The sequence below is a fragment of the Citrobacter sp. HN-141 genome (genome assembly GCF_033341895.1).
In the GTDB taxonomy this organism is placed as follows: Bacteria; Pseudomonadota; Gammaproteobacteria; order Enterobacterales; family Enterobacteriaceae; genus Citrobacter.
Map to the genome: position 1 here is coordinate 21201 of NZ_JAWPBF010000028.1, position 12702 is coordinate 33902.

Consider the following 12702-nt stretch of genomic DNA (forward strand, 5'->3'; position numbering starts at 1 on the left):
TGTGCTTCGCGATATCTTATACCGGGACAAAACTTCATTTGTTATTAAAATAGCGTCTGCCTGCAATGCGTTATCCATATATTACCTCTTAATTACATTGTCCCGGCAACGCACGCAACCGGCGCATACCTGTCATTGCTGTGGCCACGTAGCTCGCCTTACGGTTCACCACTTCCACCCAGACCTTCACGCCTTCAACTCTCACCGTGTATGTCTCCTTCATCTTGCTGCGCCCGTAGTCACCGTAACGCTCGTGATGAGTGGCCAGCGCGATGTCGCATGCCTGGCGCGCTAATGGGGATTGCTGATTGCCTCGGTTAATCAGTTTCATGCTTCACCGCCATCTGGGTTGGATGATTGACGGAAAATTGCTCGGGACGGCGACCAATCGCAATATGTATCAGTTTCGGTATGCCCGAAAATTGTCTTACAGCGGCGGATATGGGCGCAGTCGCCGCAAGTCTTACCCTTCGGGAGTTTCATTTTGTCGGGGTCTGCCGGGTTATAATTCAGCTCAGTCATTCCAGGCCTCCAGCTCGTTCTGAATTTCCTCGTCGATCTCGTCATTGGTGGCATCATGATTGAGATATGTGAGAGCTTCTGTCCGATACTGTGCGCGGCGTTCGCTGTACCATGCTGAAAACTCAGGTGACCAGCCTCGACCATTACCCTGAAAATCTACCAGAGCGTTGTCCTCAGCCATACGCTCAACCATGCAGTCGGCAGTTGTCAGGGCGCATTCCCGGATGTAACCGCGGAGGTGGTGTTTGCGCCACCAAGGACTTACTTTCGAATCGCAACGGCCTTTGAACTCAATTTTCCAGCGACGAATGCAGCGTGCGTTTAAAGATTTACTCATGTCGTTACCGGGAGGGCGAACCCTCCCGCCTCCCTTAGCCCACGTATTCCGGTTTCATATCCGCCAGGGTGATGCTGAACTGATCGTGCAGCTCGTCGCCCATGTGACGCTTATTGGTTGCCAGCACGCGCTCAACTTCGGCGAATCGTTCTGCTGCACCCGGTTCATCCGGAGACGGTAGAGAGTTGATCGCGGCCTCAACCTTGTTACGTGAATCAACCAGGTAATAGCGCTTAACTGCTTTGTTCTTCAGCTCAGTGAACAGGGCAGAACCTAGCGTGACCTTCGCGCTTTCGATATCAGCGCGCAGTGCTTTGGCGCTATCAACATCCTGCGCAGCATCGATGCGTTCGCGGAAATCATCGGCCAGTGAGCCGATATTTAGCGATGATTCCTGTGCGCTCTGCATGGTTGTGACGGTGTCACCTGAGATATCCGCCAGGCTAACGCGTTGCGGCGCCGGGTTAATCTCTTTCTCTGTGCGCTGCTCGACTTCATCCGGGGTATACACGCCGAGAACGACCGCAGGGCAGTACAGTCGCGCCCAGTATTTAAGGGCCAGATAAGCGATCTGCTGTTTCGGGTTCGAAATCCACAGTGGAGAGTTACGTGTAATCACGCTGGAAAGGAATACTGGTTCGCCCCAGGTAATCTCACTTTCGCCGCGAATGACGGCGCCCACACGAACCGACAAACCTTGCTCATCGGCGCTGTTCCAGCCCCGTACCATTTCTTTCTTGTCGTAAGTCCCACCGCCTTTTGCAGGCTTCTTCACGATCTCTTCGCGGCTGCTGGCGCATTTCGACCAGTCGCCTTCGTACTCATAGTGAAAGCGGCCAACGATGGCGTTAGAGCTGGAGATCACCGCGTTTACCAACTGAGCTTCATAGCCCAGCACACCGTTGACCAGGTGAGTTTTCTGCGCCACTGCGTAAGGGTTCATGCCCCATTGCATGGCCTGCATGATGATTGCCATGCAGTCAGCAGGATTTCCGCGAAGATGCTCGGGAACCGTAACGGCAGCCTGTGCCATCAATCCCGCCACCGACTGAAGCTGCGTTAATGCCTGAACGTTAAAAATGGCGTTGCTGGCGGAAATAGTGTTCGGAGCCTGTTGCTCTGCAGTTACGATATTCATGTTTTCCATCATCGTTCCCCTTATGCCTGAGTACGCAGCGCTTCAAGGCGGCGCAGGTCGAAGTCGTTCAGTTCGTCGGTGTAATCAGCGGTGATCGGCGCTGGCCATTCGCCAGTGTCAAAGCCGGTAGCGATAGCGCGCATTGATTTGCGGTACTCAAGCATGCCCAGCTCCAGCAGTTCGGCGGATGCCTCGATGATGGCAATCCAGTGGTAGTTCTCGTCTTTGTTGACGAAAATCCAGAAGAACTGGTCCAGCGCTGCGGTCTCGCAATACATGGCGGCGCTCAGGTGGTAGTCACGGTCGATGATTTCCCGGTGTAGTTTGGCGCGCAGGCCTTCCTGCTTAACGTTCCACATGCTGATGGTTTTCAGGTCGGCACCGATGCGCACGCCGTCCAGGTCGATTTCCAGATCCGGGCGCACTCGGACTTCAAGCCCGGTTTCATCGTCAAAGCCAAAGTAGCTGGCCTCCACGGCGCGGCTCGGGTGCTGGAGCAGCATCCCGGCGGTTGGGTGCTGTAGCAGGGCTTTCTGAATGGCCAGTGCGGTGCTCAGTTGCTGGCGGGTGACCAGTACTTTCCCTTGCGGATTCTCGCGCCACGCATCCAGCAGTTCGTCGGCAAAGACAGCGTCTGGATTAACAGACTTCACGGCCTGAATCAGATCAGCTTTGGTACCGGACACTTTCAGCGGTTGCGGCTTCTGCGCATCCTGCGCCACCAGGTCGGGATTGATGATTGCCAACTGCTCGAGTAACGCATCACGACTACCGCTAGTTTTCACCTGAGCAGGCAGAGTGGCGTTGTATTCCTTGATGCAGGCTTTCATCGCCGCTGCGGTCTGCTTCTGGTCCGCTTCGATACGCTGGTACTCTTCTGGCAGCGACATGTAGCTCTGGCCAGTTTCCTCGACTGAACCACCTAGTGGCACCTGAGCAGGCAGAGTGGCGTTGTATTCCTCGAGCAATGTCTTTATGTCGTCGGCGCTCAGCTGTGCCGGCAGGCCTGCGTTGTACTCATCAATAAACGCGCGGATTGTTGCCGTTGTGGTGAACGCGCCTTCCGGGATCACCGGTTCAACGCTGAACTCTTCATCGAGCTGCTCTGGCTGCAACGCAAGGCCGTGCACCAGGTTACCCATGTCCAGAACTGGAGAACGCTCTTTGGTGATCGTTTTGGCGACGTGGCGCGCGTTGAAGTACATCAGGCTGACGCGGGCATCTTTTACCTGCGTGCTGCTGATCCCGTTCGCTGCGTGATAAACCTCGTTCGGCAGACCTTCATAGCGGCCTGGTTCGAAGTATGCAGGGTAGGCAACAGCCGGTTCGTCAGATTGCGCTTCTGGCTCGGTTTGCGCAGCAACTGGTTCGGTTTGGTTTACAGAATCGCTATTTTGGACGACAGAATCCGTATTCTGGTTTACATCGGCTTGCTGGCCGGTATGTGACTTTTCACCAGTTTCCAGACAGCTTTCGCCTGACTGCACTTCATTACCAGCCTGTTCTTCATCACTGACAGTTTCTTCCATCTGCACATTGCTGGTGGTGTCCTCATTAACTGGTGAACGGTCATCTGTTTTTGGTTGTTGATCACCCATCAGTCCTTCAATCGAGAACACGCCGCCGCCGAGGTTTTCTACCTGCGGTTGGCTTCCAGCAGCATTCGCCCACTTCGGAAGTCGATGCTCTTCGGCCGTTTGGGTTTCTGTTTCTGGTTGTGCTGCCGGGAGTGGCATCAGCTCAGTTGCAGAATTGAACTCAGCTGTCATGGTCTGGTTAACGAACTCCAGATGAGCAGCCGGCGTCAGGTGAATATTTTCCGGCGCGATGCGAACCAGGTTGAAGATGGCAGCGCGATTGACCGACAGAATACCAGGCTGATTGCGCAGGATGCAGCTCCATGATTTCCACGGTTGTTCTTTTTTGGTTACGATCTCTTTGGATCTGCGATGGATACTGCCCGGGATTTCAAGATGGTTAAAGTCCATTGGGAGCAGGGCGCAGGCAATCTCTAAATCCAGAGTATCCAGCGTGTGGTAAGCATTTTCTCCACGGTCAGTGACATATCCGCCGTCGGCGTTGGTACCGGAATCGGTGCGCTGAACATTACTGATGCGGTTACCGGAGGCCCATTCGCGCGCCAGGATGCCACGGTCGATGTATTCAGTTTTGAACCACACTGTCAGGAATTGGATAACTGTTGCCAGATCAGGTTTTTTCCCGTCGACAGAGAATACTTGCTTAACGGCTTTCACGACTCTATGGATGTCGAGATCAATAGCTTTTTTGAATGCTTCTACATTCTCAGCAGCCAGCAGGAGGTTCTGGACGTACGCGTCATCAGTGTCCATCTCAAGACGGACAATATCGTTTTTCTGCCCGGCATCGACGTGATAGAGATATTCACCATCACCGATGAACTGAGCCAGTACGCGCTGGCGGAATGGCAGGGTGGCAACAACGATTAGGTTCGGCTGTTCTACCTGCTGAGACTCTTCTGCGTGGCCGGTTTCATCATCAACAACATTGTCATCAGCCTGGTGGTTTACTTCCTGCGCCGCGTTATCAGCTTTCAATTTCACATTCCAGGTGCGTTGGTCTTCGGCCAGTTCGTAACGATCACACCAGGTGAAATCAACTTCACCTTCTTTTGGCAGCCCGTCGACAACTGGGAAATCAGTGCGAATCGGTTTGGCGTAGTCCTTACCCCGACCCGTTTCGATGCCTGCGTCTTCCAGCTCAACATCGAGCGTCAGCGCAGCGCGCGCTTCGGATTTTGCAGTGAACCAAATCACTGCATCTTGCTTACCGGATTTCTGAGTGGCCTTGACCACATAAAAGAATTCCATGTGAGATCCTCATTTTTGGGTGTTAGAATCCCCGGGCCATTGATAGCGCCCATTGGGTGTCTTTTTTGGTTTGGTATAAATTCCGGTGTAACTTTGGTCGGTACCACCGGACGTAGATCCCGCCTTGCGCGGGTTTTACGTTAGCCTTCGTGAGCCATCTGGTCGTGCGAAGCGCAACGTCTGGAACAGTACTCTTTCTCTTTGCGCGCCAGCAGTGAGCCGTTGCGATAGAGAAGGGTGCTTTTGATTACTTCTTCCGGTTTAACCGGCTTGCCGCAGTAACCGCATTTCTTGTCTTGCATGACACTCTCCGTTAATGGCTGAGGCCATTCCCCAGACCGTTCAGATAAACTTCAACCAGCAAATCCCTGGTGTAAGTCATCTCAACGCCGCGATGCAGATACAAACGACCACGAGCATTAGCTGATGCCGTCCAGGTTGAATCCTTGTGTTTGACGAGCATTCCAGGCTGAACTGCGCCGCGGTTTACCGTCTGTGTACCGTAGTGCTGATGAACCATGATGTTCTCCACTATTGCTGAGTGAACTTCGCTGGTGGCGCCGCGGCGCTGATCTTCACGGTTGAGCGTTTTAACTCTGCAATTCACCACCGCGAAGCTCACTTTTGTGCTTTGCCCTTGTCGCCAGGCTGGCGGAACGTTTGAACTTGATGCGCTTAGTGTTTCGCGATGGGATGATAATGTACTATAAGTTCATTGAAGTAAAGTACCAATAGTACATTTAAGTGGTGTGGCAAGTTCATAAACGCATAACAATATGAACTTTAAGATTATTTATTTTTTTCTCTAGTCTTGCTATGCTCAAAAAAACACCAAACAGGGTATTGCTATGGGCTTAGGTATGGATATGTCACGTGATGAATTGCTGGAAGATCGCGCAGCTTTCATAGCTGGTGAGATTGGTGGGGCGGTTGTTGAGTTGATAATCGACGGTGTGGTGATTGACTGTGAGGCTATTGTCGATCGACTGGAAGCGAAGCGAAAAACCGTGGGCAATATGATTCACAAGGGGGTTTTGAGGGATGCAGCGGAGTTCGTGAGGAAGGGGCAGTAAAAACCCGGCGCGGTGGCCGGGTCCATGCTTAATGTGGTTTTGGTAACTCTGGCTTCTTAACAGCTTCGACAATTCGTAATGCATCAACGGCGGAAAGTGTTCCGTCGGCTGATTTTTTAGCTAAATAATCACCCAATCTGTTCGGGATGTAGTCATTTTGCATCCACCTTCTAAATACACCTAATGCATCATCAGGATAAATCCAAGCCTCCACCGGGCCAGCTCGATGCTGAGGGAACCAATCAGGATAAACATGAGGTGATTTGGTGCGTGGGCCGTATTTGCTATCTAATTCATTCGCTGCCCAAAATTTTGACCACATAGTTCCGACGCTAATATCAGGGATTGCTGAAGGACCAAAATCAAAATTACCTTTGACCATTTTTAGTGAAAGGTCAGCCATTTCACGAAAGACTGAAAAGTACCCAAAGGGGATTTGATCATTCATTAATAGCCGTTCATGGAAGCACTCCAGAGCCCCTCTCTGCGGGTTGTCAGGATCAATTCCTACACTTAGATAAATAAATCGTCTTAATTGAGAACCAGCAAGGCGTCGGAAATTATCTTGAGCAGTTTCTCTCCCAGCATGATTCGCTTCAAAGGCATAGTATTCAAGGATGGCCATGCATACGGAGTCAGGGAAGATGTTTGATTCTGTTCCCTGAATGATGCCCTTTGTATAAAGGTTCTGGAGATTTAACCCCTGCTTTTTAAGAAGTTCATCTACAATCTGGCCTCTTGGCTTGTTTCTTTCTTCAGCCCAATTAGATGTGAATCTCAGTAGTGGGGCATGGTCAACAGCACAAAGCCTAGCTAATCCACGCAATGTTAAAAAAGGAGAACCATCATTCATAACGCCCATCTGGACGCCATCGATGTCAGCTTCCTTTACTGGATATAACGCCAATCCTATCTGCTGCCCTGAAAGAACCAAATCCAAGTTATCCATTTGAAATCCTTATTTATTATGGTGGTGCCCAACTTGCTGTGTTAATTCACCAAAAAACGTCTATTCAGGCCACTGTTAATCGACTAACCATGCTTACGGTAGGTCTGCGGCATGCTACCGATCACCTTTCCGAATACGAATATTTTGTTCATCTCTTCCTTCTCAATCGGCTCCCACGGTCGATAGGTCTGGTTGTCTGAGATGACCAAGAGTTTATCTTTCATCTTCTGAAGTCGCTTCACATGGGATGTGTCGTCATAAATGAAAGCGTAAATTCCATCACCATCAAAGTGTTGAACGCTTATATCGACAAACAGCAAATCACCAGGCTCAATCGTTCCAGACATGCTGTCACCGCGAACGTTGATGATGCGGATCTGTTCCTGTTTACGTCCGTTGAACATTTGGCGCGCATCTTCAACTGAGTATTCCACAGAGCGAAGCACCTCCACGAACTCGCTATTGATCACGCCCGGGCCTGCACTGACAGATACATTGAGCACATCTATGCGAAATATTTCTGTCGATTTCTGCAAGCGTCCCTCAGATATTCCATCAGCCTCGCTGTCACCTAACAGGTAAGTTGAAGTTGTACCAATACTCGCAGCAAGCTCTTGCAGCTTCCCGCGTCTTGGAATTGATTCCCCGTTAAACCATTTGCTTACGGCCTTTGGTGTCAACTTCATCTTTTTGGCTATCTCAGCCTGACGACCATGAACCGGCAAACCAGCTTTATCGCAGGCCAGCGCTAGCCTATGGGAAAAGTCTTTTCGCGCTTTTTCTTCCTGAACCATAGGTTCAATCATAATATCTCTTGCGTGAACTATCAGTTCCGACATAATATGTACTTACAGTTCATATTGAGGGTTAAAAAATGCAACCAACAAGCCTTGGCGAAATCATCAAATTGATTCGCGTACCCGTGGTGGCCAAAGCATGCGAGCGGACTCCGCGAGCAATTTACAAGTGGATCAATAGTGGGTGCTTGCCACGTACTGATTACACCGGTGAGACAGCTTATGCATCGAAAATTGCTGAGGCCTCAGGTGGTCGCTTTACCACCACCCAAATTCTTGAAATCAGCAAACCAAAAGTAGCCTGACCGGCGCTTTAACCACGAAAGGGAAAGCACTATGCAATCACTTACGTTTTACCAGGATACAGGATCGCCGCAGCAGGCGGTGATAAATCGTGCTCAAGCGTGCAAGGGACCTAGCCATGAAGATATTCGTGATGCCGTTCGCTCATGGGCGGGTGTAGATGGTCAGGATGTCGTTTCTGCTCTGATCATCGAAGAGTACCAGGCGCAAGGGGGAGACGAGATCACTTTCCCTGATGACCTCAGCCGACAGCGTCAGAAGCTTTTCCGCTTCCTGGACAACCATTTCAACAGTGAAAGATACCGCGAGAACGTCCGCCAGCTGACTCCGGCAATTCTTGCTGTTCTGCCGCTCAAGTACCGCAACCGTCTGCTACCAGAAGACAACGTTATGGCTCGTCTGGCGCGTATGGAGAAAGAAACCAGCGAAGCGAAGATAGCCGTCGCGATGGATGCTCCACGTCATCAGAAGCTGAAAGAGTTGAGCGAGGGGATCGTGGAGATGTACCGCGTTGACCCTGGCTTAACCGGGCCGCTGATGGAGATGGTGCAGATGATGCTGGGGGCTATATGACCGGTTCAAAAATGGCGAAAGCCGCGGTGCGCGAACACCAACGGCTTTCTGGTGCAATTCATTGCGAAATCATTGCGGGGTAAGTATGCCTAACAACAAATTGTTTTGCCAGCGTGTCGGACCGCGACTGGATAAATCTTCCCTTAATTATTCTTCAGGAGGACTTAATGGCCGGAGACTGGATAAAGATGCGTACATCACTGGTCACCAGCCCGAAGGTGAACGGAATTGCGCGAATACTGGAGCGTTCACCGGAGGTGGGAAAAATGTTCACACTTTCGCATAACACCACGTTATCAGACGTTGTAACGCGTAACGTAACCCGTAACGTTACGGTGTCGTTACTAGTAACGTTTTGGTCTGCGGCAAATGAACACTCGCGTAACGGTGTATTTGAAAATGCAGACCTGTCTGATATCGATGATATTGTCGGAGTACCCGGTTTTGGGGCTGCATTATCAACCGTAGGCTGGGCCATTTATGATGCGGAGAATAACTGCGTCATTCTTCCAAACTTCAATGAATACAATACGTCAGGTGATATGCGCTCAGCTACGGCCAAGACAAATGCGCAGCGCCAGAAGGAGTTTCGTGAACGGAAAAAACTCCAGGAAAGTAACGTAACGAGTAACGTTACTAATAACGTAACGCGTAACCACAGAGAAGAGAAGAGAAGAGAAGATCTAAACCCAGAGAGAGAACGCGCGGGCGGAAGTCATTCTGGGGATGATATTTCTGGAAATCACCCACCTCTGCCAGCTATCCCTCCCAAACCTCAGAACGAGGATTTTGGGCCCGGTCTGGATTTTGGCCCATTGGGTAAATTTCCGATCACTGACTCATGGACCCCGTCTCCAGACTTCGTGCGTCAGGCTGCGCTCTGGGGTAAGAACGTCGGCACTGAGCCGGGTTACACCGCTGAAGAACTTCAGCAATTCCGTGATTACTGGATACCTGACGGCAAGGTTAAACACCAGTTGGCTTGGGAGCAGACCTTTGCCAACAGTCTGTTGCAATCGCGTGGTCACGGCCAAAGGACCGTCCATGTTGGACAGCGAGATCCCAACCGCATTTCTGAGCCAGATAAAACCATCCCAACCGGATTCAGGGGGTAACGGTGAAAAACATTGTTAATTCCGGCAGTGCTCTTGAGCGCCTGAAAAAACTCATACCGCCAGGCGTTCAGCCTAAGTTCACCAGCGCAGCAGAGCTTCTGGCGTGGCAACGGGAAGAAGGCCTGAAACATTGCGAAGAGCTGGGCAAGCGGAATCAGAAAGCGCGCACAGAGAAAATCTTCGGTCGCTCAGGAATTCAAAGCCTGCACCGCAGCTGCACGTTCGCGAATTATCAGGTTTCCGGGGAAGGTCAGCGCAAAGCCTTCACGATGGCAAAGAGCTACGCACAAAATTTCGGCGCTGGGTTCGCAAGTTTCGTGTTTAGCGGTGGTCCGGGTACCGGGAAAAACCATCTCGCTGCGGCAATCGGAAATCATCTGCTTTCTGGCGGGCATAGCGTACTGGTAGTGACAATCCCTGACCTGATGCTGCGCGTTCGCGAGTGCTACGACGGTGGCCAGTCAGAAGCTTCACTTCTGGATGATCTCTGCAAAGTCGATCTGCTGGTGCTGGATGAGGTCGGTATTCAACGCGGAAGCAACGGGGAGAAAGTTATCCTGAATCAGGTTATCGACCGTCGGCTGTCGTCGATGCGTCCAGTTGGCGTTCTGACGAATCTGAACCATGACGAACTTCTCGGCGCATTGGGTGCGCGGGTTATCGATCGCCTCCAGATGGATGGCGGGATGTGGGTGAACTTTGACTGGGGCAGCTATCGCAAGAACGTTAGCCATCTCCGGATCGTTAAATAACCTCGAAGGAAAATCACTATGGCAAGCAAATCATTGTGGGCAATCGTCGATTTCCTTCGGGTTAACCAGACCATAACGCCTCGTCAGGTCCAGAGCCTGCTGGGATGCGACTGCAAGAAATCACACAACTTGCTGCTTCACCTGGTACGCAGAGCGGTAGTAATCCGCACTGGCGAGCCGCATCACCCGGTCTATTCGCTGCAACCCGGCGGGGAGTTGAACATCAAGCAGCTCAAATCGAACATGAGCAAAAACATGGTCACATCAGTTTGCCGCACAAGTCCGGCTATGCAGCGTGTACTGGCGTTTTACGGGAGAGCATCAGCATGAAACCAGATGTTAAAAAAATCATCGCCGATATCAAGGCGACAAAAGGGAACCGCAAATTTTGTAATGGCCTGGCTGGCACACTCCAGGATGATAATTATGCGTCATCGATTTGCAAATACGTTAAAACCGTAACGCCGGAAAGAATCGATCTCCTGATTGAATATGCTGAAAAACTTGAAGCCGAAGTCACAGACATGGCAGTACAGCTCGCTAACGCCGAGAGCAAGTGCAGGGCGCTGGCGGCGGAGAATGGTCGCTACTCCATGTCAGCAGGACAGGCAGACCAAAGAATGTCTGAATCTCGGGCGGTGCGTTCAGCGCTTGGCTTCCAGGAAGACGCAGATGATGTCTCGCCATCAGACTTGGTGGAAAAGATTCAATCACTAATCACTGAACAAGAGATGCTGTGCAGCGCACATCCGCAGCCACTTGGTCCAATTATGGACTCGGCGATAGATGCTTTTAATTCTGCTGAAATGCCGGAAACAGGGATGCTCAATGCTTTCTTCATCCTGCGTGACAGCATTATTGTCAAAACCCCAGCGACAGACGCTTTCCTGGCTGAAGTTCGGGCGCAGGGTGTGGAGATGTACGCCGAGCATTTGACACGCAAAGCCATCGCAAGTGGAGAGAATAAAAACCATGCCTACGCATACTTAGCTAATAACTTCGCCGCCCAACTTCGCAAAGGAGCCGCGCTATGAGTATCACAGTCGAAAAAATGAATGTACTGGCATTCACTGTCACCGGCGCTGAACGTATCGACCCGATTCGCGTGATGATTGAAAACTATGAACCAGGAAAAGGTCGCATCACTATTACCTGCTATGGAGCAGCGTGGACGGGGGCATGGTTTTCAATGGGAGGCGATTCAGTACAGGAATTCATTAAGCGAGTAAGCAATGAGTACCTGATCGGATGCTTCGACCCGCAACTGCAAAGTACCGTTGATGACGACAATGATGCGAACCTTATTTTTGTGAAGTCTGAAATCATCAAACTTCGCCGGCAATTGGAGATTAGCCACGAAGAAGCAAGGGTTATGTGGGATGAGGCAGAAGGTGCCGATGACGTGAAGGCGAGCTGCTGCGATTACCTTGTCGGTGACAAGTTGCTTAACCTGCTGGGTGATGACCCATGGTATGCGAAATGGCCGACTGCGCCAAACCACAAATATCAATACCTCGATCGCATCGTTAGCGCTGTACGTGATGGACTTAACCAGCTGGAGGCCGCCCAATGACAGCACTCAACAAACATGCTCAGTTGCGTAAAGAACTTTCAAACCCGGCAACAGGTAGTAACCACCATCTGCGAAAGCTGGCCCTGTCGTTGCTGGATGATTTGGAAGCCGCAGAGAAGCGCATAGCAGAACTGCGAGACTGGAACGCTGGCCTTGCACAAGAGTCATTCACGTATCAGCAGAAGGTAGCAGAGTTGGAGTCGCGGACGGTTGTAGTAAAGCAATTCGATGACTTCCAGATTGTCCACTATGGCGGTTCTGAGGATTACGCGAAAGGTTATATCGACTGTCAGAACAACTACAACAAAGCGCTTGTCGCCGCTGGCATTGGCGTGAAGGGGGAATGAGATGAGCAAATTTACAGATGTACACGACCTGTTAACCGCGTACCAGAAACAGGCTCGGAAGATACCACCTAAGGGTGTTTATGCCTCAAGGCATCGTCAGGTTGAGGCGCAGGCGGCTCACGTACGCAAGTTAATGCGCAAGCGTCGTCGGTCAGTTGGCAAGTCAAATAAGCTCGGTTGTCGCTTTACGGCGGAAATGCGCGTAGCACTGATTTGTGACATGAACTTTTGGGCGCTGGTGTGTCGTTCTAATAGACAGAACGTCAACCTGGCTAATGAAGTCGTCGCCGTTGGCATTGGCATTGGCGTGAAGCAACTGTCTTGAGCACCACCAAATTAAAAGGCCAAATTATGGAAAGAATTGTCCCATCCTT

19 protein-coding genes are annotated in these 12702 nt (G+C 51.1%); 10 read left to right on the top strand and 9 right to left on the bottom strand.

Features of this window, described 5'->3' with window-relative positions:
• Positions 1–88: 88 nt before the first annotated feature.
• The 7 genes from RYZ59_RS22930 to RYZ59_RS22960 all read right to left on the bottom strand — a co-directional run bounded on the left by RYZ59_RS22930 (position 89) and on the right by RYZ59_RS22960 (position 5366).
• A complete protein-coding gene (locus tag RYZ59_RS22930) occupies positions 89–331 on the bottom strand; it encodes a DUF4060 family protein (protein ID WP_116359995.1) in 243 nt (80 codons plus the stop codon).
• A complete protein-coding gene (locus tag RYZ59_RS22935; protein WP_016156723.1) occupies positions 328–522 on the bottom strand; it encodes a hypothetical protein in 195 nt (64 codons plus the stop codon). Before RYZ59_RS22935 ends, RYZ59_RS22930 begins: the two co-directional genes overlap by 4 nt.
• Positions 515–859 (bottom strand): hypothetical protein, encoded by a 345-nt coding sequence (locus RYZ59_RS22940; RefSeq protein ID WP_203452393.1) that lies wholly within the window; start codon positions 857–859, stop codon positions 515–517. The genes RYZ59_RS22935 and RYZ59_RS22940 overlap by 8 nt, the downstream gene beginning before the upstream one ends.
• A gap of 34 nt (positions 860–893) precedes the next feature.
• On the bottom strand, positions 894–2006 hold the full coding sequence (locus RYZ59_RS22945) for a RecT family recombinase (RefSeq protein WP_318050918.1): 1113 nt from the start codon (positions 2004–2006) through the stop codon (positions 894–896).
• 11 nt (positions 2007–2017) lie between these two features.
• Complete coding sequence (locus RYZ59_RS22950; RefSeq protein WP_318050896.1) at positions 2018–4846, bottom strand: RecE family exodeoxyribonuclease; 2829 nt, start codon at positions 4844–4846, stop codon at positions 2018–2020.
• A gap of 140 nt (positions 4847–4986) precedes the next feature.
• On the bottom strand, positions 4987–5148 hold the full coding sequence (locus tag RYZ59_RS22955; RefSeq protein WP_019076539.1) for a YdaE family protein: 162 nt from the start codon (positions 5146–5148) through the stop codon (positions 4987–4989).
• A gap of 11 nt (positions 5149–5159) precedes the next feature.
• Positions 5160–5366, bottom strand: a complete 207-nt coding sequence (locus RYZ59_RS22960) for a hypothetical protein (RefSeq protein ID WP_016156718.1) — start codon at positions 5364–5366, stop codon at positions 5160–5162.
• 346 nt (positions 5367–5712) lie between these two features.
• Here RYZ59_RS22960 and RYZ59_RS22965 point away from each other — a divergent pair, with 346 nt between their 5' ends.
• The gene (locus tag RYZ59_RS22965) at positions 5713–5919 is read left to right on the top strand and encodes a hypothetical protein (protein WP_029139561.1); all 207 of its coding nucleotides are present in this window, start codon (positions 5713–5715) and stop codon (positions 5917–5919) included.
• A gap of 28 nt (positions 5920–5947) precedes the next feature.
• On the opposite strand, the gene RYZ59_RS22970 is transcribed toward RYZ59_RS22965, so the two are convergent.
• Positions 5948–6868, bottom strand: a complete 921-nt coding sequence (locus tag RYZ59_RS22970; protein WP_316129741.1) for a hypothetical protein — start codon at positions 6866–6868, stop codon at positions 5948–5950.
• Positions 6869–6951: 83 nt separating this feature from the next.
• Positions 6952–7674, bottom strand: coding sequence for an XRE family transcriptional regulator (locus RYZ59_RS22975; protein ID WP_087121837.1), 723 nt, complete (start codon positions 7672–7674; stop codon positions 6952–6954).
• Positions 7675–7742: 68 nt separating this feature from the next.
• Between RYZ59_RS22975 and RYZ59_RS22980 the strand changes: the two genes are divergently transcribed.
• From RYZ59_RS22980 to RYZ59_RS23020, 9 genes are all read left to right on the top strand, one after another.
• On the top strand, positions 7743–7970 hold the full coding sequence (locus RYZ59_RS22980) for a hypothetical protein (RefSeq protein WP_019076923.1): 228 nt from the start codon (positions 7743–7745) through the stop codon (positions 7968–7970).
• Between the two features lie 31 nt (positions 7971–8001).
• Positions 8002–8541 (top strand): toxin YdaT domain-containing protein, encoded by a 540-nt coding sequence (locus RYZ59_RS22985; RefSeq protein ID WP_019076922.1) that lies wholly within the window; start codon positions 8002–8004, stop codon positions 8539–8541.
• Between the two features lie 167 nt (positions 8542–8708).
• Entirely contained in the window at positions 8709–9656 is a 948-nt protein-coding gene (locus tag RYZ59_RS22990; RefSeq protein WP_016156235.1) for a DnaT-like ssDNA-binding domain-containing protein, read from the top strand.
• A gap of 2 nt (positions 9657–9658) precedes the next feature.
• Entirely contained in the window at positions 9659–10408 is a 750-nt protein-coding gene (locus RYZ59_RS22995; protein ID WP_318050905.1) for an ATP-binding protein, read from the top strand.
• Positions 10409–10426: 18 nt separating this feature from the next.
• Positions 10427–10738, top strand: a complete 312-nt coding sequence (locus RYZ59_RS23000) for a hypothetical protein (protein WP_318050907.1) — start codon at positions 10427–10429, stop codon at positions 10736–10738.
• Positions 10735–11442 (top strand): hypothetical protein, encoded by a 708-nt coding sequence (locus RYZ59_RS23005; RefSeq protein WP_318050909.1) that lies wholly within the window; start codon positions 10735–10737, stop codon positions 11440–11442. Before RYZ59_RS23000 ends, RYZ59_RS23005 begins: the two co-directional genes overlap by 4 nt.
• Positions 11439–11981, top strand: a complete 543-nt coding sequence (locus tag RYZ59_RS23010; protein ID WP_205419838.1) for a hypothetical protein — start codon at positions 11439–11441, stop codon at positions 11979–11981. Before RYZ59_RS23005 ends, RYZ59_RS23010 begins: the two co-directional genes overlap by 4 nt.
• Positions 11978–12328, top strand: a complete 351-nt coding sequence (locus tag RYZ59_RS23015) for a hypothetical protein (protein ID WP_318050914.1) — start codon at positions 11978–11980, stop codon at positions 12326–12328. Before RYZ59_RS23010 ends, RYZ59_RS23015 begins: the two co-directional genes overlap by 4 nt.
• A 1-nt stretch (position 12329) precedes the next feature.
• Complete coding sequence (locus RYZ59_RS23020; protein ID WP_318050916.1) at positions 12330–12653, top strand: hypothetical protein; 324 nt, start codon at positions 12330–12332, stop codon at positions 12651–12653.
• The last annotated feature ends 49 nt before the right edge of the window (positions 12654–12702 follow it).

Excerpts from the sequence above, each read along its gene's own strand:
- RYZ59_RS22930 (WP_116359995.1), bottom strand. The coding sequence starts at position 331 with ATGAAACTGATTAACCGAGGCAATCAGCAATCCCCATTAGCGCGCCAG.
- RYZ59_RS22935 (WP_016156723.1), bottom strand. The coding sequence starts at position 522 with ATGACTGAGCTGAATTATAACCCGGCAGACCCCGACAAAATGAAACTC.
- RYZ59_RS22940 (WP_203452393.1), bottom strand. The coding sequence starts at position 859 with ATGAGTAAATCTTTAAACGCACGCTGCATTCGTCGCTGGAAAATTGAG.
- RYZ59_RS22945 (WP_318050918.1), bottom strand. The coding sequence starts at position 2,006 with ATGGAAAACATGAATATCGTAACTGCAGAGCAACAGGCTCCGAACACT.
- RYZ59_RS22950 (WP_318050896.1), bottom strand. The coding sequence starts at position 4,846 with ATGGAATTCTTTTATGTGGTCAAGGCCACTCAGAAATCCGGTAAGCAA.
- RYZ59_RS22955 (WP_019076539.1), bottom strand. The coding sequence starts at position 5,148 with ATGCAAGACAAGAAATGCGGTTACTGCGGCAAGCCGGTTAAACCGGAA.
- RYZ59_RS22960 (WP_016156718.1), bottom strand. The coding sequence starts at position 5,366 with ATGGTTCATCAGCACTACGGTACACAGACGGTAAACCGCGGCGCAGTT.
- RYZ59_RS22965 (WP_029139561.1), top strand. The coding sequence starts at position 5,713 with ATGTCACGTGATGAATTGCTGGAAGATCGCGCAGCTTTCATAGCTGGT.
- RYZ59_RS22970 (WP_316129741.1), bottom strand. The coding sequence starts at position 6,868 with ATGGATAACTTGGATTTGGTTCTTTCAGGGCAGCAGATAGGATTGGCG.
- RYZ59_RS22975 (WP_087121837.1), bottom strand. The coding sequence starts at position 7,674 with ATGATTGAACCTATGGTTCAGGAAGAAAAAGCGCGAAAAGACTTTTCC.
- RYZ59_RS22980 (WP_019076923.1), top strand. The coding sequence starts at position 7,743 with ATGCAACCAACAAGCCTTGGCGAAATCATCAAATTGATTCGCGTACCC.
- RYZ59_RS22985 (WP_019076922.1), top strand. The coding sequence starts at position 8,002 with ATGCAATCACTTACGTTTTACCAGGATACAGGATCGCCGCAGCAGGCG.
- RYZ59_RS22990 (WP_016156235.1), top strand. The coding sequence starts at position 8,709 with ATGGCCGGAGACTGGATAAAGATGCGTACATCACTGGTCACCAGCCCG.
- RYZ59_RS23000 (WP_318050907.1), top strand. The coding sequence starts at position 10,427 with ATGGCAAGCAAATCATTGTGGGCAATCGTCGATTTCCTTCGGGTTAAC.
- RYZ59_RS23005 (WP_318050909.1), top strand. The coding sequence starts at position 10,735 with ATGAAACCAGATGTTAAAAAAATCATCGCCGATATCAAGGCGACAAAA.
- RYZ59_RS23010 (WP_205419838.1), top strand. The coding sequence starts at position 11,439 with ATGAGTATCACAGTCGAAAAAATGAATGTACTGGCATTCACTGTCACC.
- RYZ59_RS23015 (WP_318050914.1), top strand. The coding sequence starts at position 11,978 with ATGACAGCACTCAACAAACATGCTCAGTTGCGTAAAGAACTTTCAAAC.
- RYZ59_RS23020 (WP_318050916.1), top strand. The coding sequence starts at position 12,330 with ATGAGCAAATTTACAGATGTACACGACCTGTTAACCGCGTACCAGAAA.